Genomic DNA, 20,509 nt, shown 5'->3' with positions numbered 1-20,509 from the left:
CATCGCCCGACACGCCCGCCGAGTCCACCTCCGACTATCCCGACACGCACCCTGCAACACCCTGATCATCACCGCACACCAACGCCTCACCGCCCTGCCACAACTCGCCTAACCATCACCAACCCGCCCCGACAACCAGCAACACCACCCCGGCAGTGAACACCGGCGGCCACCCCACCGACAACGGGCACCACCAACCTGCCCCAAACCAAACAAACACCCCGAACAACAACCCCACGGACCACCCAGGACCAGCCGACCACCCCATGCAAGATCCGGGCTAGGACGAAGGCCACCCTGAACCAGCTACTCGACAAGTACCTGGCGGTTGCCAACCTGGACCCCGGAACGCTGCGCGGTTACCGGCGGAACTACAAGAACCACGTGAAGCAGTTGATCGGTTCCAAGAAGGTCGCGGAGATCGACGCGCAGCTACTGGATTCGTTCTACGCCGAGCTCGCCGATGCCGGAAGCATTGTGACGGAACGAATGCGATCGATCACCGAACCAACAAGCCGCAGAGTGCGACGACCGGTGCAAAACCCATGAGTGCAAGGGATTGGCTGCCTCGACCGTGCGGCGTGTGCATTTCCTGCTCAGTGGCGCCCTGACGCGCGCGGTCAAGTGGGGCTGGATCACGACCGGCAATCCTGCATCGACCGCAGAGCCGCCACCTGAGCCGAACCCGGACCCGCAGCCCCCAACGCCGGAGGAGGCCGCGCGAATCGTCAACGAGGCGTGGAAAGACCCGGAGTGGGGGACACTGGTTTGGCTGGCCATGACGACGGGCGCGCGGCGTGCTGAGCTGTGCGCGCTGCGGTGGAAGCACGTAAGCCTGTCGCTCGGCACCATCAGCGTCCGGCGGAGTGTTGACCAGAACGGTGCTGAGACGGCCGAGAAAGGCACCAAGACTCACCAGCATCGGCGGATTGCCCTCGATCCAGACACGATCGCGGTTCTAACCGAGCACCGGCAGCGGTGGAAGACACGCGTGGCGAGTCTTGGCCTTTCCTTGTCAGACGAGGCTTTTGTGTTCTCGCTCACGCCAGACGGCAGCAAGTCCATGAAGCCGAACACAGTCACTCAGCGGTATGGGCGTCTCGCGGCGCGTCTCGGAATCGCCACCACCATTCACAAGCTTCGGCACTTCTCGGCAACCGAGTTGATTGCCGCCGGAGTGGACCCGCGCACGGTTGGTGGTCGTCTAGGTCACGCTGGCGGAGGCTCGACGACTCTTCGCGTCTACTCGGCTTGGGTCGCCGAATCCGACCAGCGAGCGGCAAACATGCTGGCTACTCGGATGCCTTCGCGTCCGGTCGCTGTTGATCGCATCGAGCGTGCGAAGACCCAGCCGGAAGCGCCTTACGAGAAAATTGCGGCAGGAATCCGGAAGCAGATTCTCGACGGCGCTCTGGCGCCACGCTCGCCAGCGTCAACGCAGAAGGAAATCCGGGAAACGCACGATGTCTCGGCAGGTACCGCGAACCGGGTCGTCGAACTGCTGAAGGAATGGAAGCTCGTAGAGGCGAGCCGTGGCCGTCGGGCCGTAGTTCTCAGGCCGCCTGCTGAGGAAGTGCAGAAACCCGAACCAGTCACCGAGCCGACCTCTCCGGCGAGTGACGGCGAGGGCGCTGAGTTGCTTGACCTTCGCCTCTTCTGCCTTGGTGAGAACGTGCGCACCTTCACCGCTGAGGCCGCCCCCGGTGATCCGGCACAGTTGCGGCGATTGCTTACAAACGCCGCGCGTCGCCATGGGGGCAAGGACGTGGATCCTGCGGACTACGAGCTTGAGGTGCGGAGAGCGGGAGCAGCTGAACTAATCACTACATTCGCTGCCTTGTAGGTTCGTCGGCGTCCGGCCGGTCGAGATTGATAATCACCTGGAATAGACCGGCGCGAGCGCTGTACCGTATGCGCGTTGCCCGGTGGTCTGCGAGCCAGAGGAGTCCGGCCACGGCGACCGTAGTCACCAACGATGCCGCAGCGACCACCAGTGGCCAAAATAACAAGCTCACGTGAAATTCTCCTGAAGACTGGTTGCTCTCGGAGTCGGATTTCTGGAATCTTGACCCGTGCTGTTGTGGCCAAGGTACATGCATTGGCGTTTTTGATATATTACTCTGACGAATATTCCTGTCGGGAGTAATATTTGATCTTCAGAGCCCCGGGATGCACGGTCCTGCGGAAGTCCTGATCAACGAGAAACAGGAACGGCTGGCGTGCGGAGCCTTCCTTTTAGTCGTGTTCCTGATCACGATAAGGAGTCTGTCGCTCTTGAGCGTCGAGCGGAAGACTGAGTAGCAGCGGTACAGCGGTTAGCGCTAAGCCACGGAGCCGCTGCTCCTCTAGGCCGGCCCTCGGCAGCATCCTCGACGTAGAATCCGGGGCTCTGGGAGGATCGGGTCCGTTTCAAGGGGTCGACGTAGCTGACATGTCGCGTCGCCGGCGTTCGGCTGTCTCGGCCATGTCGTGGCCGATGAGCTGGAAGAACCGGCTCGTTGCGTCGAGCCGGGCACCGGCGGGGGTGGCGGCGCCGAGGATGCTGACTCCTTCCTGGGCGGTGTCGGCCCACAGTTGGATGGACCGCGCGCTCGCCGACCAGGCCCGGTACCAGACGTCGTCGTGCACGAGGTAGCGTTCGCGCCGTCGCGGGCCTTCGCGTTCGCGCCTGACGAGGCCGACGCGTTCGAGGTAGCCGACGGCCTTGGAGATCGACGCCGGGCTGACGTGCAGACGCTGCACGAGTTCCGCCGCCGTGCGGCCGCCGGTGTCGCTGGTGAACAGGTGGACGAGCACCTTCGCCATCATCGGCGGCAGTCCGGTTTGGACCATCATCGTCATGAACCGGTGCTCGAAGGCGCGCACCGCCTCCGGGGCACGGCCGTAAGGGGTGTCGGCGGGGATCGGTTCGGTCAAGGGCGGGGCCAGTCTGCGACGGCGGGCGCGCCGCACGGTCGCGGCCTGTGCTGCGGCGGCCCGGTAGGCGTGGGGGCCGCCGTTGCGGGCCACCTCGCGAGTGATGGTCGAGGTGGGCCGCGCGAGGCGCCGGGCGATGTCCGAGTAGCCGAGGCCCCCGGCCAGACCTGCCGCGATGCGCAGACGATCCTCGTAGGTCAGCCGACCTCCCGGCATTTGCGCACTCCTCCCTGTCCATTGCAATGCGTTTGTCGGCAGAGTCATTGCACCAATTTATGCATCTTTACCAGGCCTTATAGCCCTCATAATCGCCCTTTCCGTTGAGGAGAAAGAAAACACAGGCTAGCGTTCGCCTGCGTCGAACCGTCAAGGAGAATGCCGATGCCTTTGCTGACCAGGCTGGCGTCGCGGCTGCTCGGCCTTCCCGCCGTCGCCGCGCACGAGCTCGAATGCCAGGTCGACCTCCGCGTCCCCATGCCGGACGGGGCTGTGCTGCTCGCCAACCGGATCGCCCCGCGAGGCGGGGCGGACTTGCCGATTGTGGTGATCCGGTCGCCGTACACTCCGCGCGGGAAGAAGCCCGACATGATCTCGCGGCTGATCGCCGAGCGCGGCTACCAGGTGATCATGCAGAACTGCCGGGGCACGTTCGGGTCGGGTGGGCAGTACCGGCCGTTCTGCGACGAACGTGAGGACGGGCTGGCCACGCTGGAGTGGCTCGCCGGTCAGCCGTGGTTCAGCGGCAAGGTGGCGATGTTCGGCCAGAGCTACTACGGGTACGTACAGCTCGCCGCCGGGCCGGGCGCGCCGGAGTTCGTGGGAGCGCTGGTGCCGCAGATGGCAGCATCCCGCGTGTACGGGGTGCAGCACGGGCCGGTCCTGTGTCTGCAGGGGCTGCTCACCTGGGTGTACCAGCAGTACGCCGTGTACTTCGAGGAGTCGTTTCTCGGCAAGATGCGGGTGGCGGCCCGCCGTACCGCGGTGTTGCGCAAGGGGGCCGCCCACCTGCCGGTCGGCGAGGCGGATCGGGTGATCACCGGGCGAACCGTGCCCTATTTCCAGGAGATCTTGCGGAACGACGGCCCCGAGGACGAGTTCTGGACCGCGATGGACCACGCGAAGCGGGTGCCGGACATCCAGGCGCCCGTGCACCTGGTGGGCGGCTGGTACGACTTCTTCCTGGCCGATCAACTCGCCGACTACCAGGCGCTGCGTGAGGCGGGCAGGAACCCCTACCTCACCATCGGGCCGTGGACGCACGCCTCGCTGGGCGCGTTCAAGGCCGGGTTCCAGGAAAGCCTCGCGTGGTACGACGCTCATCTGCGGGGCAACCCTGACGCGCTGCGGCCCTCCCCCGTGCGGGTGTGCGTGATGGGCGTCGACGAGTGGGTCGACCTGCCCTCCTGGCCGCCACCGACTACGCCGACCCGCTGGCATCTACATGCGGGCGGCGGGCTCTCGCCCGAACCGGCCGACGCCTGCGCGGCGTCGGCCGCGGCATCCTCGCGCTACCGGTACGACCCGGCCGACCCGACGCCCAACGTCGGCGGGGCGTTGGTGCTCGGCGGTGGGCCCAAGGACAACCGCAGGATCGAGACGCGAACGGATGTGCTGACCTTTACCAGCGCGCCGATTACCCGCGATACCACTGTCATGGGCATGGTGTCGGCCGAGCTGTACGTGCGTTCATCGTTGGCACACACGGACTTCTTCGCCCGCGTGTGCGACGTCACGCCCAACGGGAAGTCGATCAATATCTGCGACGGTATCGTCCGCCTCACCCCGGGATCACCCGTGGACCAGGACAGCGTCCACCACGTCACGGTGTCCTTGCACGCCACCGCCCACCGCTTCCGCGCTGGTCACCGGATCCGCCTTCAGGTGTCCAGCGGCGCCCACCCTATGCACAACCGCAACCTGGGGACGGGCGAACCGATCGCGACCGCGACCGCGATGTGGGTGGCCGACCAGGAAGTGCTGCACGACGAAGACCACCCCTCGGCCATCCTCCTTCCTGTCGCTCGAAACTGACGCCGCCGCGAGGAACCGTTGCGGCGCACCCGACGATGGCGGCTGATCAACTGAGGCGTGCTTCACTCAACCCGCCGGCCTCGCGCAAGTGCTGCTCACGGCGTGACCGTTGGCAGCGCCGGCGCCGTTGGGGTCCGCAGCACGTTTTTCCGACCACGGCCCGAAGTTCGATGGCGGCGTGGGCTCCGGCGGCCTGTTCGAGTGGCCGCAATCCGGAAACAAATTCTCGACGGCGTTCCGACGCCGGGCTCGCCGGCGCCAACGCGGAAGGAAATCCGGGAAACGCACGATGTCTCGGCAGGCACTGCGCGATGCCGTCGAGGAGGTTGCCGACGAGGGCGACGAGGGCGACGAGGAAGTCGTGGGTAACGGGCTCGTTGGGGACGAGCAGGCGGTAGTACGTCGCGCCCCAGAGTTGGTCGACGACCACCTGGACATCGACGTCGGCGCGGATCTGGCCGGCGTCCTGGGCGGTCCTCAGGCGTTCGCCATTTGGGGGGTGCAGTAGGCGGTGGTCCTGTCGGTCCTAGGGAAGAACAGACGACTCCTCTGGGGGCGAGGCGCGCGTCATGCTTGGGACCATGACGACAACACTGATCACCGGGGCCAACAAGGGCCTCGGCAAGGAGACAGCCCGTCGACTCGTCGAAGCCGGGCACACCGTCTACGTCGGCGCACGCGACGAGGTGCGCGGTCGCGCAGCCGCCGCCGAGCTCGGCGCCCGTTTCGTCCGCATCGACGTCACCGACGACGCCTCGGTCACCGCAGCGGTCGGCACCATCGCTGCCGAGGGCGGGCTCGACGTACTCATCAACAATGCCGGCGTCGAGCCGCGGCTTGAGGGCAACGCCATCCCGACGGCGGCCGATGAGACGCCCGAGCTGATGAGGGAGACCTTCGAGACGAACGTCTTCGGGACGCTGCGCGTGCTGCATGCCTTCCTGCCGCTGCTGCAGAAGTCGGCTGCCCCGGTCGTCGTCAATCTGAGCAGCGGGCTGGCGTCGATCTCCGGGATCGCCGACCCGGACAGCCACACCCACTTCTACCCTGGCATCAGCTATCCCGCCTCCAAGGCGGTCGTCAACACCATCACGATCCAGTACGCCAAGCAGTATCCGCAGATCCGCATCAACGCCGTCGAGCCGGGATTCACCAACACCGATCTCAACGGCCGCACGGGCACCCAGACCGTCGAGGAGGGCGCCGAGGTCATCGTCCGGATGGCCCAGGTCTCACCCGACGGCCCCACCGGCACCTACAGCTCGATCCACGGTCCCATCGCGTGGTAAGGCTTCGGTGGGCCCAGTAGAGCCCACAGGAGGAGAGCGCGATGACCGACAGAGCGAACCGGCTCGGCGAATTCCTGCGAGCGCGTCGCGACCTGGTGACTCCCGAGCAGGCCGGACTGCCGGTGCACGGGTCACGCCGGGTGCCGGGCCTGCGCCGCGAGGAGGTCGCGATGCTCGCCGGCATCAGCGCGAACTACTACCTCCGCCTGGAGCAGGGCCGCGACACCAGTCCTTCCCTCGCGGTCCTGGAGTCGCTGGCTGGTGTCCTCCAACTCGACGAGGACACGACGGCCTACCTGGTCAGCCTCGGTGGGCCGCGGCCGCGACGCCGGCGACGTACGCCACGCCGGGAGGCGGTCCCGGCGGGCGTCGCCATGCTGGTCAGCACCCTTCCCCTGCCCGCATTCGTGGAGGGTCGCTACTTCGACGTCCTGGCCGCCAACCCGCCGGCCACCACGCTGTCGCCGCGCCTGGTGGTCGGCGGCAACCGGCTCCGAGACGTCTTCCTCGACCCGGCGGAGAAGGATCTCTATCCGGACTGGGAGAGCGCGACCGAGCGACTCGTGGCCGGCTTCCGGCAGTCGGTCGGCACCGATACCGACGACCCGCGCTTCATCGACCTGGTCGGGGAGCTGTCGCTGGCCAGCCCGCGCTTCCGGGCCCTGTGGGCACGACACGACGTGCGCACACGGGAGGGCGCCGAGATGCGACTGGAGCATCCACAGGTCGGCGAGCTGCGTCTGTATCGCGAGAAGCTCGCCATCAGCGGCACGACAGGCCAGATGCTCGTCGTCTACCACGCCGCGCCCGCAAGCCCCGACGCTGAGAAGCTCCTGCTCCTCAACTCCCTCAACCAGGCTCCAGCGCAGCCGGATCTCCGGACGACGCCCTCGGAGCCCCCCGCCTGACGACACCGTCGTCCCGGGCGCTACTGCTTGCCAGCGTGCACGGACGACTCGCCGGCTCGTCCACGTCGAGAGAGCGCCGCCCCCTGGCCGCCTTCGGAGTAGACGCCCGCCAGGCTCGCCTCGAGCTCGGCGAGAATCGCTCGGGCCTCGGAGATGCGCGTCTGCGACATCGTCCCCACCGTCGCTCGCTCGAGCTCTGCCCAGGCGTGACCGACCGCCTTCTTCAGGGCCTGGCTCTCCTCGGTCGCCTCCACGATGACTGAGCGTCGGTCGGTCGTCGAACGGGTCCGGCGTACGAGCCGGGCGCGCTCCAGCCTGGCGATGCTCCGGGTCATCGTCGGAGCGTCCGAGTCGACCGTCTCCGCGAGATCGACCTGACGCTGCGGGCCCTCCTCCCACAACGTCATCATCACCAGCTCCTGGCCCGGATGCAGTCCACATTCGCGAAGGAGGCCTCCGGCGAGGGCCTTGTGCCGACGCCGATTTCGTCACCGGCCAGACCCTGAACGTCGATGGCGGCATGTTCATGAACTGACCCCTCGCCGGCCCGGCCGGAACTCCGGCCGGCCGACACCAAGAACGGAAGGGACCAACCATGACCGAGTTCAACCACCAGGTGATCACCGAATTCCGAGCCAACAACGGCCGGGCCGGCGCCTGGGGCACCCATCTCGTCCTCATCCACCACCGAGGTGTACGCACCAACACCGAGCGCATCAACCCCGCCATGTCTTTGCGTGAGGGCGACGCATGGCTCGTCGTCGGCTCGGCCATGGGCGCACCACGTGACCCAGCCTGGGTCGTCAACCTACGCGCACACCCCGACATCGACATCGAGGCAGTGGTCGGCGGCCACCTCGCCACCATCCCTGTCCGGGCAACCGAGCTCACCGGCGACCAACGCGACACCGCCTTCGGACGCTTCGTAAAGATCGCGCCCGCCTTCGCGTCGTACCAGGCCAAGGCAGGGCGGACGTTGCCCGTGATCCGCTTCGACCCTGCCACGTCCTGAGCCCGGCGGCAGGCAACGGCTTAGACCTCGCCGTCCCCGCCGACCCTGCGTGAACCATCAATTTCTCGGCCTGAAAACCGCCGGCCCGGTTGCATTCCGTTGTTCTACCCACTCGAAGCGAGTGGTTGACCATTCGAATTGCTGGTGCGGTGACTGCCGTACCGGACGAGATAAAAGGAGAAGGTCGATGATTTATCTCAGCGCGCGGATCACCATCAAGCCGGAGGTGGCTCCGGAGAAGCTGGAGGAGGCGGTGGAGAGCATGCGTAACCAGGGGCGGGTGATTCCGTCAGTGAAGTCGTTCATCGTCGGCCGTGACTTCGGCGGCGAGTACTCCTTCGCCGCGATCTACGCGATCGAAGACCTGGAGGGGTTGGGAGTATCTGATCCGCCCGGCTCACCACCACACGGACATGATCGGGCTGCCACTGGTCGACAAGTTCGTGTCCTACGACGTGGTCGACGACGACCCGTTTGAGCCGCCGTCGCGACCGTGCAGCCAGCTACTCTCGTGACCGCGTCGGCATCAGAGCGACTCGGACGCTCTGAGCTTCCGGAGGAGCAGTCATGACACCACTCGAAGTTGCCGACTTCGCCATCGCCGTGCCGGACCACGATGTCACAGATCTGCGACACCGCCTGTCGTCGACGCGGTGGCCTCGACCCTGGCCCGAACCCGCCTGGTCGGCAGGAACCGACCGGGATGTCCTGGCACGCCTTGTTGCCTACTGGGCCGACGGGTTCGACTGGCGCAGTCACGAACGCCGTCTGAACGCCGAGCCGCAGCGAACCACGAACATCAGCGGTCAGCGCGTGCACTTCCTCCACGTGCGCGCGAAAGCGCCAGCAGGTCTTCCGATCGTCCTGACCAACGGGTGGCCGAGCACCTTCGCCGAGATGATCCCCCTGGCTCACCGGCTCGCCGACCTCGGGCACGATGTCGTCGTACCGTCTCTGCCCGGATTCACCTTCTCCGATCAGCCTGCTGCGGCTCCGGCCGAGGTTCCGACGCACGAGGTCTGGCACCGCCTCATGTCAGGTCTTGGCTACCACCGCTACGTCGCGCACGGCGGCGACCTCGGCGCCGGGATCACCTCGCGTCTCGGGGCCGCCCATCCCGAAGCGGTCGCAGGCATCCATCTGATGGCGGTGATGGCGGCCGCCGACCACAGCGACCTCACTGCGGCCGAGAAGGCATACCTGTCCGGGATCGAGTCCTGGACCAGCGACGGGGGCGCCTACGCGCACCAGCAACAGACCCGGCCCCTGACGCTGGCTTACGGCCTGACAGATTCTCCGGTCGGCCTGTTGGCCTGGATCCTCGAGAAGTACCGCGCGTGGAGCGACTGCGGTGGAGACGTCACCGCCCGCTGGAGCGACGACGAGATCCTGGTGCAGGCCTCGCTCTACTGGTTCACCAACACGATCGGTACATCATTCCGGCCCTACTTCGACCACCTCGCGCACCCTCTGCCCCGGCCGGTGATGGGCGACCTGCCGACCGCTGTCGCCGCATTCCCGTACGACATCTCCGTGCCGCCGCGCGAGTACGCCGAGCGGACATACCACGTGGTGCGCTACACCCGCTTCGACCACGGCGGACACTTCGCCCCGCATGAGGAGCCGGATTTGCTCGCCCGCGACATCCACGAGTTCGTCGCAGTGCTCTCTGCCTGAGGAAGCAGCGTCGTCCGCAAGATCGGTCACGCATTGCGGGTGATCCGGTGACCGATCGGCAAGCCCGCACAGATCGGTCACGGCATGGAAGCTGTTGCGCCCAAGGACCCGAAACGCGGCGCAGATCACGTTGTCCCTGACGTTAACGTGAGGTTCTAACGTCGAAGACGTGGAGATTAAGCATCAGATTGCCCTGGTCACCGGGGCGAACCGTGGGTTGGGCAAGCGCTTCGTCACCGAGCTGCTGGAGCGGGGGGCGGCGCGGGTGTACGCGGCCGCCCGGAAACCCGAGTCGGTCGACGTACCGGGCGCAGTGCCGCTGCGGCTGGACGTGACCGACGACGCCTCCGTCGAGGCGGCTGCCGCGGTGGCGGGTGACGTGACCCTGTTGATCAACAACGCTGGGGTCGCGACGCTCAGCTCGTTCATCGGCAGCGACCTCGCGAACGCGCGGCAGGAAATGGAGGTGAACTACTGGGGCAGCTTGCGCATGGTGCGGGCCTTCGCGCCCATCCTCGACCTAAACGGCGGTGGAGCCATCCTCAATGTCCTCTCGCAGAGCTCGTTCCGGGCGTTCGGGTTCGCCGACACCTACGGGGCGGCGAAGGCGGCTGCGTGGCAGCTGACCAACGGGGTCCGGTTGGAGCTGGCCGGGCAGGGTACGCAGGTCACCGGCTTGGCGATGGCGTTGGTGGACACGGACATGTCCGCATGGGCGAAGAGCGAGCCGGGCTGGTCGCTGGCCGACCCTGCCGACGTGGTTCGCGCAGCGCTCGATGGTGTCGAGGCCGGTGCTCTGGAGGTGTACGGAGACGAGATTACCCGCGAGTGGCGCGCCCGCCTCGGTGAGCCGACCGAGTCGCTCTACCCACAGGCCATCGGGGTGCCCACCGGGCAGCGTTGAGTGGCGGGCATGTCTTCGCGGGGCCGGAGCGCGGACGGAACAGCCGGAATCCGCGCACCGGCCCCGTCGTTTGCGACCATGTGGCGATGAAAATCGGCGAGCTCGCGGAACGGGCCGGAGTGAGCGCACGCGCCCTCCGCTATTACGAGGAGCAGGGCCTGCTGCGTGCCGAACGGACGCCTGCCGGCCAGCGCGTCTACCAGGAGGACGACGTCGATCGTGTCCGCCTCTACCAGCAGTTCTACGCCGCGGGCCTGACCAGCAGCCACATCGCCCAGCTCCTGCCGTGCATCGAGTCGGGGCACACCGACGCCGAGCAACGTGCGATGCTGCGCGAACAGCGAGCCCGGATCCACGAGCGCGTCGACGAGCTGATGTTGGTGCTCGCGCGCCTGGACGAGCTGATCGACGCGACACATCACCACGTCTGACGGCTCTCGCCCCTTAGCGATTTCAGGGGGCGCGGCCATGCGACCCTTCGGCGTGGCGGCGTTGTTGGCGTCGATCACCCAATGATCACGTTGATGGCCCCGCGACTGCCACGGGCCACGCACCTGGTCGCGGATCTCGAGTTACTGCGTGCGCACCTGGGCATCGACCGCTGGCTGCTGCGCGGCGGTTCCTGGGGTTGCACGCTGGCGCTGGCCTATGCGCTGCGGTATCCGCACCGGGTGTCCGAGATCGTGTTGTCCGCGATCAGCACCAGCCGCCATCGGGAGATCGACTGGCTCTACGGCGGGGTGTCCCGGTTCTTCCCGGAGGAGCACGAGCGGTTCGTGGCCTGCGCGGGCAGCGCCAACAGTGCCGCCTCGAATGTGGTCGCCGCTTACGACCGGCTGCTGGGACACCCGGACCGGGATGTGCGAGTGCGAGCAGCAACCGCCTGGGCGCGGTGGGAGGAAACCGTACTGTCGCTTGAGCCCAGTGCTGGGCCGACCTCGTTCGGCGGCCCGGTCGATGACGATTTGCTGGCCCTGGTACGGATCTGCGCGCACTACTACGCCAACCACGCTTGGCTGGCCGACGGCGAGCTGATCCGGGACGCGGGGAGGCTGGCCGGCATTCCCGGCGTGCTCGTACACGGTCGCCTGGACCTGAGTTGCCCGGTGGCGACCGCCTACGAGTTGGCCAACGCCTGGCCCGGCGCGGAGTTGTTCGTCTGCGACGAGTCCGGACACCGCAGCAGCCCGGCCAAGAGCGAGTGCGTCCGCGACGCCCTGACCCGGTTTGCAGACCGGCGCTAACCGGCCAGCCTGGCCGTCACGGCGCCGACAAGGCCTCCGTCGGCGCCAGCCGTGCGGCGCGGATCGCCGGGTAGAGACCCGCCAGGGCACCGATCAACAGCGTCGCCCCGACACCGCCGGCGGAGGCCCACGCGGGGACCATCGCCGGCCAGCGCTGGGTCGACGCGTACACCGTCGTCACCGCCACGCCCAGCAGCACCCCGCCGACACCGCCCAGCGCGGACAGGATCAACGACTCGGTGAGGAACTGGGTACGGATCTGTCCCCGGGTCGCGCCCAGGGAGCGCCGCAGGCCGATCTCGCCCCGCCGTTCGAGCACCGAAATCACCATGGTGTTGGCGACCCCGACCCCGCCGACCAGCAACGCGACCGCACCAAGGCCGACGAGCAGGCTCGTGAACGTCTGGTTCGCGGCATTCCTCGCGGCCAGGGCATCGGACGGCCGCGACACCTCGACCTCATTCGGCGACTGCGGATTCGCGGTCGCCGCCAGGACCTTGCGCACCGCCTCGACAGAAGGGTCCGCGGACCGCGTGTAGACCCTCGTCGGGTGCCCGTCGAAAGCGAGGTAGGTCTTCGCCGCATCCCACCCGACGAGAACCGTGTTGTCCAACTCCTCGGCCAGCGGCACCGGCTGGAGGATGCCGACGACGGTGAACCAGGTCTTCCCGACCAGGATCCGCACGTTCTCGTCGACCTTGGTGATACCCAGCTTCTCCGCGGCCGACGAACCCAGCACCGCCGCCGGGTAGGTCGACGTCGCGGCGTTGAGCCAACTGCCCTGGGCGAGTTCCGCGCCCGCGGTCTCCGGCAGGTTCTCCTTGGCCGCGAGGACCCCGATGCTCCCGTGCTCGCCCTTGGCGATCCGGTCGCTCCGATAGACCTTGGTCTCCGTCGAGCCGGTCGCCGCGACCGTCTGGACGGGCCCGATCCGGGCGATCATCGCGACGGACTCTTCGGGCAGCTTCGCGTCCGCTCCCGCGATGGTCTTGCCGGGGGTGACGGTGAGCAGGTTGGTGCCCAACGCACTGAGCTGCCGGTCGAGGTCGGCCTGCGACGAGGACGAGATCCCGACCACCGAAACCATCGCGGCGATGCCGATCGCGATGCCGAGCGCCGACAGGAAGACCCGCATGGGGCGGGTGCGCAGACCTGCGCTGCCCACCCGCATGATGTCGCGGGCCCGCAGCCGGCTCGCTTTCAGCGGCCGGCCGGTGTCGGTGCGAGAGCTGGTCTGCGTGGTCATCATGCCGCCATCACCTCTCCGTCCCGCAGCGTGACCTGGCGCGGCAGGCCGGCGGCGAGGTCCCGGTCATGCGTGATGATCAGGACGGTCGTGCCGGATTCGTGCAGGTCCCGTAGCAGTGCCAGCACCGCCGCGCCGGAGGCCGAGTCGAGGTTGCCGGTGGGCTCATCGGCGAGCAGCAGCGGCGGCTTGCCCGCAACGGCCCGGGCGATGGCGACGCGTTGCCGTTGCCCGCCGGACAGTTCGTGCGGCCGGTGGTCCATCCGGTCGGCCAGGCCCACCCGTTCGAGCGCGTCTTCGGCCTGCCGCCGCCGTTCCCGGAGCGGGACCCCCGCGTAAAGCAGGCCGTCGGCGACGTTGTCGAGGGCGGTTTGCCCGGGTGCCAGGTGGAACTGCTGGAAAACGAACCCGAGGCGCAGGGCGCGCAACGCCGACAGCTTGCGGTCGCTGAGCCTGGCGACGTCGTGGCCGTCGATCCGGACGGTGCCCGCGGACGGGCGGTCGAGTGTCCCGATGAGGTGCAGCATCGTGGACTTGCCGGATCCGGACGGGCCGACGATGCCGACCAGTTCGCCATAGCCGATCTTCAGGGTGACGTCTCGCAGCGCGGTGACTCCGCCGGGATACCACTTGGACACCCCGTCGAGTTCGACAACGCCGGTCATGAGGGAACTCCCACGGTCATGCCCTCGGCCAGCCCGTCGCCGGAGACCTCGACGCGCCCGCGCGCGAACATCCCGGTTTTGATCGCGACGATGCGGGTGGCCGTGCCATCCACGATTTGGAGGCCGTAGCCGCCCTCGGACAGCGCGAGCAGCGCGGAAACCGGCACGGTCAGCACGTTCTCGCGCTGGCCGGCGGTGAACGCGACCTCGACCGACGCCTCGTCGAGGCCCTCGAGAGTGCTCTGATCCTCGACCGAGATGGTCACCTTGATCTTGGTCTTGGCCGAGTCGCCGGAGCCGCCTGTTCCCGAGCCGCTCGAGTCGCTTTCCGCCACCGTCCGCGTGTCGGTGATCTTCCCCGGTGTCGACTTGCCGTTCGGCAGGTCGACCGTGACGGTCGCGTCCTTCTTGGCCAACCGCTGGTCGTCCATGCCGAGTTTGACGATGACGACCCGCGACGTGCTGCTGTCGGTAAGCAGTTCCTGGCCTGGTTGCAGCATGTCGCCGGCCGCGGCCTTGAGATCGTCCACCCTGATCTGCCCATCGGCGTAGAAGATGCGTCCGGGCTCAACCTGGCCGGTCTTGTCCAGTCCGAGATCTTCCTGCCACGCCTTGACCGCGGTCGCGGTGGCATCGGTGAACAACTTGTCGACCTTGAAGCCGGTGTAGCCGAGCGCGGCGAGATTCTCCTCGAACTGCTTGACGTCGTCGCCTTCGGCGCCCACGGTGAGCGTGCGGTACGCGGGCATCGAGCCGTACAGCAGGATCACCGGCTTGTTGTCCACTTTGTACAGTGCGGACCCGCGTGCCACGATCGAGCCGGGACCGGGGAGCCGGGTGACCGTCCCGCCGAGCGCAGCCTTGACCGTGCCGGTGTCGCCGTAGCTCAGCGACCCGTTCTCGGTCTTGGTGTCCACCATGGTCTGCTTGGTGACCTGCGCGGTGGCCTGCGCCGTGGGCGGTTCCTTGGCCGCGGGGTCCGGACCGCCACCGGGCAGGCCGATGCCGGTGGCGGCCAGCACACCGGCCGCCACCGCGAGGACGCCGAACGCGACCAGCACCACCTTGCCGGTGCGGTGCCTGCGCCGCCTGCTGCCACTCACTTCATCCCCCCGCCGACCTTGCCTCCGGGAGCGCCGAGCCCGGACGGGTGGTACTGCTCGCACTTCTGATCGGCCTCTTTGAACTTCGGATCCTCGGGGTTCAGGTTGCTTTCCTGGCTGAGCACCGAGCCGGTGGCGCCGGGTTCCGGATCGGGGAATTCGGTCAACCCGTTGTCCCGCATGCACTGCGCGAACTTCCGCTGCTTCTCTTGGTCTTCGGCGCTCAGCTTCCGCGGTTCGCCGCCGCCCGGCAGCTTGTCCTGGCAGAGCTTCTGCGCGGAGTCGAGCTTGCTCGTGTCGGCGCCCTCGGGCAAGATCATCGACCCGTTGGTCTCCGGGTCGGGGAATTCGGGTACCCCGTTGTCCCGCATGCACTTCGCGAAGGCCGTGCCGTCCTTGGTCTCTCCCGCGCCACCGCTGTTGCTCGCGGTCGCGCTGGGCTTGCCGGAGTTGGCCGAGGCGATGCCGTCGTCGGCGTCGCCGCCTCCGCCGCAGGCCGTCAGCGTGCCGATGAGCACCAGCGTCCCGAGCGCGAGTCCCGCTCCGATGCGCATATGTTCTCCCTTGCCAGGTAATCGGATTTGGTACCGGGCGATCAGGCTGGCAAGCGGGCGGTTGCGCGGTGGTGACCGGAATCGTTAACCGGCCCGTCACCGATCACCTATTACAAGGGGACGCATGCGGGTATTGGTGGTCGAAGACGAGCAGGTGCTGGCCGGGCTGGTGGCGGATGGGCTGCGGCGGCACGGCATGGCTGTCGACATCGCCTACGACGGGGCGGCGGCGCTCGAGCGGCTCGCTGCCGACGACTACGACGTGCTCGTGCTCGACCGCGACCTTCCCGAGGTGCACGGCGACGACGTGTGCCGGCAGGTCGTAGCGAAGGGGGCCGCGGTGCGCATCCTCATGCTGACCGCCTCGGGCGCGGTGAACCAACGCGTCCAGGGGCTCGGCCTGGGCGCCGACGACTACCTCGCCAAACCCTTCGCGTACGCCGAACTCGTCGCGCGCGTCCAGGCCCTCGGCCGACGCCAGGCGGTCGCGCTGCCGCCCGTGCTGGAGTGCTACGGGATCACGCTGGACGGGCCACGGCGCCAGGCGTTCCGGGACAGCCGCTATCTGGCGTTGTCCCGCAAGGAGTTCGCCGTCCTCGAAGTGCTGATGCAGGCGCGGGGTGCCGTGGTAACCACCGAAGAACTGCTGGAACGGGCCTGGGACGAAAACACGGACCCCTTCACCACCGTGGTCAAGGTGACGATCAGCAAGCTCCGGGCGAAGCTGGGAGAACCGTCGGTGATCACCACCGTGCCCGGCGGGTACCGGCTGTGAGGATCCACGTCAGCCCGAAGTTCACCACGGTGCGCGCGCGGCTGACCGCGCTGTACGCGGGGCTGTTCATCGCCACGACCACAACCGTCATGGTGGCGGTCAATCTGCTGCTCGAACGCATAGTGGGCCCGCCGGGCCTGCCCAAGGGGGGCGATCTGATCCCGCCGTCCGGGGGGTTCATCGCGCCGGACGGTCATGATGTCCCGCAGAAAGCGGTCGAGATCGCCGTACACCAGTACCAGTGGACGGTGACCTGGGTCGCCGCCACCGCCCTGGCCGTGATCGGCGCCTTCGCGGGGTGGTGGCTCGCCGGCCGGGCGCTGCGCCCGGTGCACCACATCACCGAGACCGCCAAGCGGCTCTCTCTTTCCACCCTGCACGAACGCATCGCGCTGGACGGACCGCGGGACGAACTACGGGAACTGGCCGACACGTTCGACGCCATGCTGGACCGTCTGGAGCGGGCCGCCGACAACCAGCGCCGGTTCGCCGCCAACGCCTCGCACGAGCTGCGCACACCGCTGGCGATCCAGCGCGCCGCGATCGAGATCGGCCTCGAAAACCCGTCGCAGGAACAACTCGCCCGGATGCGCGGCGAACTGCTCGAAGCAAACCTGCGCACGGAACGCCTCATCGAGAGCCTCCTTACCCTCGCGCAAGGCGAACGTTCCCCGGACAACCCGGAGTTGCTCGATCTCGCCGCCGTGGCCCACGATGCGGCCGAGCAGCACGAGGCACTGGCGACCACGGCCGGCGTGACAATCGACCTCGACCTGCGATCAGTGCCCGCGATGGGCGATTCCGTAATGCTCACCCGGCTGATCGGCAACCTGATCCACAACGGGATCCGCTACAACCATCCGGGCGGTCGCGTCGGCGTCCGCACCTCGCCCGATGCGGGTGTGGTCGTCACCAACACCGGCCCGCCCGTGCCGGCCGAGCGGCTCCCGGAGCTTTTCGAGCCCTTCCGGCGGCTGCACGCGCCCCGCGTGGGCACCGGCCGGAGCGCCGGGCTCGGACTGTCCATTGTGTCCGCCATCGCCGAGGCGCACCGCGCGGTGGTCGACGCCCGCGCAAACGCCGACGGGGGACTGGCGATCACCGTGCGACTCCCTGCGGCGCCCGCTTCGGCGCCGCCGACAACACCCCGTCCTGTTCGGGCTGGGCGGTGAAGAGTCGGTCAACGTTCTTGGTAACCAACGGAAAACGCCGCCCCTGCGAGCCTGGCCATGGACGAACGACCGACTCACACTTCAGGAGCGCGTGTTGGATGACACGACCCAGACCCGGCCCAGCCCGTGCGGCTCCCCGCACCGGGCACCGCGGCGAACTCCGCGGATCCGTCCCGGCAGGTCGATGATGGCGGCGGCCGCGGCACTGGCCGCACTTATGACGAACCTCGTTCCCGCCCACGCCGATTCGCCCACGGACCACAAGGGGGAGATCGACGTATCGGCGTACATCGGCGCCATCGACTGGCGGCACTGCCCGGACACCACCGACCCGATCGAGTGCGGGACCCTCGAAGTCCCGCTGGACTGGGACGATCCGGGCGGCGAGAAGATCCACATCGGTGTGTCGCGCGTCAAGGCCAAGGACCCGGGCAAGCGCATCGGTACGGCCATCATGGATCCGGGCGGGCCCGGCACCTCGGGCGTCACCGACATGATCCTCCGGCAAGGCAAGGTGTTCTCCGACGCGGTGCGCGAGCGCTTCGACGTCGTGACCTACGACCCGCGCGGCGTCAACACCAGCAGCCCGATCACCTGCGACCAAGCCGAGGCCGACCGCGTCGAGGCGATGAAAGATCCGCACAGCCAGGCCGACTTCGATGCGCTGGTGGCGGCGAAGCGGCAGCTGAGTGAGAACTGCCGACGCCTCACCGGCCCGCTGTACGACCACACGGACACACGTCAGACAGTGCGCGACATCGACGCTATCCGGGCGGCACTCGGTGAGGAGAAGATCACCCAGATCGGGTACTCCTACGGAACCCTGGCCGTGCAGTTGTACGCGCAGATGTTCCCGAACCGCGTCCGCGCCCTCGTCGGCGACGGGAACATGGACCACCTGAACGTGCGTACCGCGTGGGACTTGATGAGCGCCGGGGCGGGTGCCCTCGAGGAGAACTTCACGCAGTTCGCCAAGTGGTGCGACATGACGCCCGATTGCGCGCTCTACGGCCGGGGCACCACGAAGACCTACATCCGAGGTCCGCGAGCGTGCCCGCCGCGGCACCCTGACCGACCCGGACACCGGCAAGCCAGTCAGCTTCGCCGCGCTGTTGAGGACTGTCAACCTCGCGAACCTCCCCGACCGGTGGCGGGAAGCGGCCTCCATGATCAAGTCCCGGTACGACGGGACGCCGACGGGACAGGTGCCGCCCCCGCCGGGCGGCGACGGTCCGCCGGCAGGGCGGGTACAGCTGCCGCACGAAGTGTGGTTCTGCCAGGACTGGCGCATGCAGGTGCGGGACTATGCCGAGTGGTCGGCACTGTCGGAGCGGCTGGCGCGTTCGTATCCCACCGTGCAGTGGAGCCCATACGCCAACAGCGCCCTGGACTGCGTCGGCTACACCGGCAAGACCACCTACCCGCAGCAGCCGGCGCACACCGGGAATGCGCCCGCGATGATGCTGCTCGGCAACGTCCACGACTTCGCCACGGTCTACACCTGGTCCCAAGGCGCTGCCAAGCAAACCGGCGCCACGCTCGTCACCTACGAGGGCTACGGCCACACCATCTACCCGAGCACGGCCCACGCGGGCCCGAGCGCCTGCATCAACAGCATCGTCGAGGACTACCTGATCAACCTGAAGCTCCCGGCGTCCGGGACCCGCTGCCCTGACATTGAAACGCCGGGTGGCACCGGAGGGCCTCCTCCGTCGCCGGGTACGGGTGGGTGAGCTGATCGCAGGCCTGTTCGCCGGTCGCGGTTTCGACGTCACCCGGCTTGGCCGCCGCCATCAAGGCGACGGCCAAGCCGGTGGGGTCAGCGTTGCAGTGAGTTGAAGAGCGTGACCCACTGGTTGGGACGCACGAAGGCCACCACCTCGTCACGGGCGATGCCCGCTCGTTCGAAGGCCGCGTCCACCCCGCCGTAATGCCGGTGTAGGGAGGCGTAGAGCGAGCCGCCGACGCCCGAAAACCCCAGCCTCACCAGCTCCTGCCAGGCGCCGCTCTCGTCGACGAGAGGCTCCGGTCGCCGCTCGATCCGCAGGATCGCCGAGTCGACGGAAGGGACGGGCCGGAAACTTTCCCGGTCGACCCTCCCGTGCAACTTCCACGAGAACCACGGCCAGCGTTCCACTGTCACCAGGCTCCACCGGCCGAAGTCGCCGCTGCGCTTGCGGGCGTACTCGAGCTGGGTCACCAAGGTGGCAGAGGTCAGCTTCGGCGCCCGCAGGCACCAGTCGACGATCTTGGAGGTAATCGAGTACGGGATGCTCCCCACGACCGCGAACGGCCTGCCCGGCGGCCGCATGGCGGTGAAGTCACCCCGGACGATCTTCAGCTTGGTCCTGGCCCGGAGCTTGGCCGCCAGCAGCGGGTCGATCTCGTAGCCCACGACCTCGGCGCCCGCGTCGGCCAGCGCCATGGTGAGTATTCCCTCACCCGCGCCGGGCTCGAGCACAAGACCGCTCGGCTGTGCTGCCTTGAGCAGCAGCTCCACGGCATGCCGGTCGACCAGGAAATTCTGGGATAGCTCGCGTCGCGCCCGATCTTTGGGCGTGCGAGCGCGGCCTGGATATTTGACCTTCCTCTGGGTATGCGAATAGTTTCCGTGCGCGAAGTCCTGCGCCACAGCAAAAGCCCTTTCGGGTCCTCGAGATGAACGGGATCTCGGTGGGCCCTGGGCTCGCGTCCTGCGAAGCTAGCGAGCCAGAGCCCGGCTGCTGCGCAGACGCATGAAACAGATGCCGTACATGAGGACGAGGCTAGCCAAGGATCGGCTGAAGTTGCCACGGGTTTTTCCGCGAAGCTCGTCGCCATGGGCGCACATGTTGCTCAACCCAGCCTGGTCAAGTCCTCGCACCCGCCGATCGGGTGGGCGGGTCCTCGAACACCTGGAGTCCTGTGTGGACTGCCGGATCAGTTGCCGGTGCTGACCGGGTTCGGACATGGGCGTCGAGCCGGGCGCAAGCCCGGGGAGCCGGCGCCGAAGCCCGGATGCCGAACGGTTTGG

At 67.8% G+C, this 20,509-nt stretch carries 20 protein-coding genes and 5 pseudogenes; 15 read left to right on the top strand and 10 right to left on the bottom strand.

The window, feature by feature from the left end; all coding sequences use genetic code 11:
• Window positions 1-198 precede the first annotated feature (198 nt).
• Together A3CU_RS54735 and A3CU_RS51525 are read left to right on the top strand one after the other, a co-directional pair.
• On the top strand, window positions 199-549 hold the full coding sequence (locus A3CU_RS54735; protein WP_084143904.1) for a tyrosine-type recombinase/integrase: 351 nt from the start codon (window positions 199-201) through the stop codon (window positions 547-549).
• Between the two features lie 34 nt (window positions 550-583).
• Window positions 584-1,843, top strand: coding sequence for a tyrosine-type recombinase/integrase (locus A3CU_RS51525; RefSeq protein ID WP_169739705.1), 1,260 nt, complete (start codon window positions 584-586; stop codon window positions 1,841-1,843).
• A gap of 566 nt (window positions 1,844-2,409) precedes the next feature.
• Here the strand turns inward: A3CU_RS51525 and A3CU_RS54730 are convergent.
• Both A3CU_RS54730 and A3CU_RS55230 read right to left on the bottom strand, forming a co-directional pair.
• A pseudogene (locus A3CU_RS54730) lies at window positions 2,410-2,772 on the bottom strand (MarR family transcriptional regulator); the annotation flags it as partial.
• A 162-nt stretch (window positions 2,773-2,934) separates the two neighbouring features.
• Window positions 2,935-3,132 (bottom strand): annotated as a pseudogene (locus A3CU_RS55230) (helix-turn-helix domain-containing protein); the annotation flags it as partial.
• A 165-nt stretch (window positions 3,133-3,297) separates the two neighbouring features.
• Between A3CU_RS55230 and A3CU_RS0129050 the strand changes: the two are divergent.
• Window positions 3,298-4,947 (top strand): CocE/NonD family hydrolase, encoded by a 1,650-nt coding sequence (locus A3CU_RS0129050; protein WP_027945247.1) that lies wholly within the window; start codon window positions 3,298-3,300, stop codon window positions 4,945-4,947.
• Between the two features lie 46 nt (window positions 4,948-4,993).
• On the opposite strand, the gene A3CU_RS51520 is transcribed toward A3CU_RS0129050, so the two are convergent.
• Window positions 4,994-5,377, bottom strand: coding sequence for a TetR family transcriptional regulator C-terminal domain-containing protein (locus tag A3CU_RS51520; protein WP_245617391.1), 384 nt, complete (start codon window positions 5,375-5,377; stop codon window positions 4,994-4,996).
• A 151-nt stretch (window positions 5,378-5,528) separates the two neighbouring features.
• On the opposite strand from A3CU_RS51520, the gene A3CU_RS0129040 reads away from it, so the two are divergent.
• Both A3CU_RS0129040 and A3CU_RS0129035 read left to right on the top strand, forming a co-directional pair.
• On the top strand, window positions 5,529-6,236 hold the full coding sequence (locus A3CU_RS0129040; RefSeq protein WP_027945245.1) for an SDR family NAD(P)-dependent oxidoreductase: 708 nt from the start codon (window positions 5,529-5,531) through the stop codon (window positions 6,234-6,236).
• 41 nt (window positions 6,237-6,277) lie between these two features.
• Entirely contained in the window at window positions 6,278-7,144 is an 867-nt protein-coding gene (locus tag A3CU_RS0129035; protein ID WP_027945244.1) for a helix-turn-helix domain-containing protein, read from the top strand.
• Between the two features lie 20 nt (window positions 7,145-7,164).
• On the opposite strand, the pseudogene A3CU_RS47170 reads toward A3CU_RS0129035, so the two are convergent.
• A pseudogene (locus tag A3CU_RS47170) lies at window positions 7,165-7,584 on the bottom strand (MarR family winged helix-turn-helix transcriptional regulator); the annotation flags it as partial.
• A 155-nt stretch (window positions 7,585-7,739) separates the two neighbouring features.
• On the opposite strand from A3CU_RS47170, the gene A3CU_RS0129025 reads away from it, so the two are divergent.
• The 6 genes from A3CU_RS0129025 to A3CU_RS47165 all read left to right on the top strand — a co-directional run bounded on the left by A3CU_RS0129025 (window position 7,740) and on the right by A3CU_RS47165 (window position 11,981).
• Window positions 7,740-8,156, top strand: a complete 417-nt coding sequence (locus A3CU_RS0129025) for a nitroreductase/quinone reductase family protein (RefSeq protein ID WP_027945243.1) — start codon at window positions 7,740-7,742, stop codon at window positions 8,154-8,156.
• Between the two features lie 187 nt (window positions 8,157-8,343).
• A complete protein-coding gene (locus A3CU_RS51515) occupies window positions 8,344-8,634 on the top strand; it encodes a Dabb family protein (RefSeq protein ID WP_245617390.1) in 291 nt (96 codons plus the stop codon).
• Window positions 8,635-8,723: 89 nt separating this feature from the next.
• Window positions 8,724-9,833, top strand: coding sequence for an epoxide hydrolase family protein (locus A3CU_RS0129010; RefSeq protein WP_027945242.1), 1,110 nt, complete (start codon window positions 8,724-8,726; stop codon window positions 9,831-9,833).
• Between the two features lie 169 nt (window positions 9,834-10,002).
• Window positions 10,003-10,737: an SDR family oxidoreductase gene (locus A3CU_RS0129005; protein ID WP_027945241.1), complete on the top strand. Its 735-nt coding sequence runs from the start codon at window positions 10,003-10,005 to the stop codon at window positions 10,735-10,737.
• 86 nt (window positions 10,738-10,823) lie between these two features.
• On the top strand, window positions 10,824-11,168 hold the full coding sequence (locus A3CU_RS0129000; RefSeq protein WP_027945240.1) for a MerR family transcriptional regulator: 345 nt from the start codon (window positions 10,824-10,826) through the stop codon (window positions 11,166-11,168).
• Between the two features lie 93 nt (window positions 11,169-11,261).
• On the top strand, window positions 11,262-11,981 hold the full coding sequence (locus tag A3CU_RS47165) for an alpha/beta fold hydrolase (RefSeq protein WP_245617389.1): 720 nt from the start codon (window positions 11,262-11,264) through the stop codon (window positions 11,979-11,981).
• 16 nt (window positions 11,982-11,997) lie between these two features.
• Here A3CU_RS47165 and A3CU_RS0128990 read toward each other — a convergent pair whose 3' ends face one another.
• From A3CU_RS0128990 to A3CU_RS0128975, 4 genes are read right to left on the bottom strand one after another with little or no spacing between them, the layout of a single operon-like run.
• A complete protein-coding gene (locus tag A3CU_RS0128990; RefSeq protein WP_211246542.1) occupies window positions 11,998-13,227 on the bottom strand; it encodes an ABC transporter permease in 1,230 nt (409 codons plus the stop codon).
• Window positions 13,227-13,892 carry an ABC transporter ATP-binding protein gene (locus tag A3CU_RS0128985; RefSeq protein ID WP_027945238.1) on the bottom strand — a complete coding sequence of 222 codons (666 nt, stop codon included), beginning with the start codon at window positions 13,890-13,892 and terminating at the stop codon, window positions 13,227-13,229. The genes A3CU_RS0128990 and A3CU_RS0128985 overlap by 1 nt, the downstream gene beginning before the upstream one ends.
• Window positions 13,889-14,995 carry a peptidoglycan-binding protein gene (locus A3CU_RS0128980; RefSeq protein WP_052372360.1) on the bottom strand — a complete coding sequence of 369 codons (1,107 nt, stop codon included), beginning with the start codon at window positions 14,993-14,995 and terminating at the stop codon, window positions 13,889-13,891. Before A3CU_RS0128980 ends, A3CU_RS0128985 begins: the two co-directional genes overlap by 4 nt.
• Entirely contained in the window at window positions 14,992-15,549 is a 558-nt protein-coding gene (locus A3CU_RS0128975) for a hypothetical protein (protein WP_027945236.1), read from the bottom strand. Before A3CU_RS0128975 ends, A3CU_RS0128980 begins: the two co-directional genes overlap by 4 nt.
• Window positions 15,550-15,673: 124 nt before the next feature.
• Here A3CU_RS0128975 and A3CU_RS0128970 point away from each other — a divergent pair, with 124 nt between their 5' ends.
• Complete coding sequence (locus A3CU_RS0128970) at window positions 15,674-16,324, top strand: response regulator transcription factor (RefSeq protein WP_027945235.1); 651 nt, start codon at window positions 15,674-15,676, stop codon at window positions 16,322-16,324.
• Window positions 16,321-17,496, top strand: coding sequence for a sensor histidine kinase (locus A3CU_RS47160; RefSeq protein WP_063628909.1), 1,176 nt, complete (start codon window positions 16,321-16,323; stop codon window positions 17,494-17,496). The genes A3CU_RS0128970 and A3CU_RS47160 overlap by 4 nt, the downstream gene beginning before the upstream one ends.
• Before the next feature lie 81 nt (window positions 17,497-17,577).
• On the opposite strand, the gene A3CU_RS54715 is transcribed toward A3CU_RS47160, so the two are convergent.
• Window positions 17,578-17,985 (bottom strand): hypothetical protein, encoded by a 408-nt coding sequence (locus A3CU_RS54715; RefSeq protein ID WP_245617388.1) that lies wholly within the window; start codon window positions 17,983-17,985, stop codon window positions 17,578-17,580.
• On the opposite strand from A3CU_RS54715, the pseudogene A3CU_RS55800 reads away from it, so the two are divergent.
• Window positions 17,951-18,409 (top strand): annotated as a pseudogene (locus A3CU_RS55800) (alpha/beta fold hydrolase); the annotation flags it as partial. The gene A3CU_RS54715 and the pseudogene A3CU_RS55800 overlap by 35 nt on opposite strands.
• A 199-nt stretch (window positions 18,410-18,608) precedes the next feature.
• Complete coding sequence (locus tag A3CU_RS53655; RefSeq protein ID WP_169739704.1) at window positions 18,609-19,229, top strand: alpha/beta hydrolase; 621 nt, start codon at window positions 18,609-18,611, stop codon at window positions 19,227-19,229.
• An 86-nt stretch (window positions 19,230-19,315) separates the two neighbouring features.
• On the opposite strand, the pseudogene erm reads toward A3CU_RS53655, so the two are convergent.
• Window positions 19,316-20,053, bottom strand: a pseudogene (gene erm / locus A3CU_RS0128940) (ErmE/ErmH/ErmO/ErmR family 23S rRNA (adenine(2058)-N(6))-methyltransferase); the annotation flags it as partial.
• Window positions 20,054-20,509: the final 456 nt, after the last annotated feature.

The sequence above is a fragment of the Amycolatopsis taiwanensis DSM 45107 genome (genome assembly GCF_000519205.1).
In the GTDB taxonomy this organism is placed as follows: domain Bacteria; phylum Actinomycetota; class Actinomycetes; order Mycobacteriales; family Pseudonocardiaceae; genus Amycolatopsis_E; species Amycolatopsis_E taiwanensis.
The sequence above is the reverse complement of the archived record's forward strand: the minus strand, read 5'-3'. Positions and strand labels throughout refer to the sequence as shown.

What these genes read in the sequence shown, in the direction of transcription:
- A3CU_RS0128970 (WP_027945235.1), top strand. Translation starts at nt 15,674, where the DNA reads ATGCGGGTATTGGTGGTCGAAGACGAGCAGGTGCTGGCCGGGCTGGTG.
- A3CU_RS0129025 (WP_027945243.1), top strand. Translation starts at nt 7,740, where the DNA reads ATGACCGAGTTCAACCACCAGGTGATCACCGAATTCCGAGCCAACAAC.
- A3CU_RS0129010 (WP_027945242.1), top strand. Translation starts at nt 8,724, where the DNA reads ATGACACCACTCGAAGTTGCCGACTTCGCCATCGCCGTGCCGGACCAC.
- A3CU_RS0129040 (WP_027945245.1), top strand. Translation starts at nt 5,529, where the DNA reads ATGACGACAACACTGATCACCGGGGCCAACAAGGGCCTCGGCAAGGAG.
- A3CU_RS0129050 (WP_027945247.1), top strand. Translation starts at nt 3,298, where the DNA reads ATGCCTTTGCTGACCAGGCTGGCGTCGCGGCTGCTCGGCCTTCCCGCC.
- A3CU_RS47165 (WP_245617389.1), top strand. Translation starts at nt 11,262, where the DNA reads ATGGCCCCGCGACTGCCACGGGCCACGCACCTGGTCGCGGATCTCGAG.
- A3CU_RS51515 (WP_245617390.1), top strand. Translation starts at nt 8,344, where the DNA reads ATGATTTATCTCAGCGCGCGGATCACCATCAAGCCGGAGGTGGCTCCG.
- A3CU_RS0129000 (WP_027945240.1), top strand. Translation starts at nt 10,824, where the DNA reads ATGAAAATCGGCGAGCTCGCGGAACGGGCCGGAGTGAGCGCACGCGCC.
- A3CU_RS0128990 (WP_211246542.1), bottom strand. Translation starts at nt 13,227, where the DNA reads ATGACCACGCAGACCAGCTCTCGCACCGACACCGGCCGGCCGCTGAAA.
- A3CU_RS0129035 (WP_027945244.1), top strand. Translation starts at nt 6,278, where the DNA reads ATGACCGACAGAGCGAACCGGCTCGGCGAATTCCTGCGAGCGCGTCGC.
- A3CU_RS0128985 (WP_027945238.1), bottom strand. Translation starts at nt 13,892, where the DNA reads ATGACCGGCGTTGTCGAACTCGACGGGGTGTCCAAGTGGTATCCCGGC.
- A3CU_RS0128975 (WP_027945236.1), bottom strand. Translation starts at nt 15,549, where the DNA reads ATGCGCATCGGAGCGGGACTCGCGCTCGGGACGCTGGTGCTCATCGGC.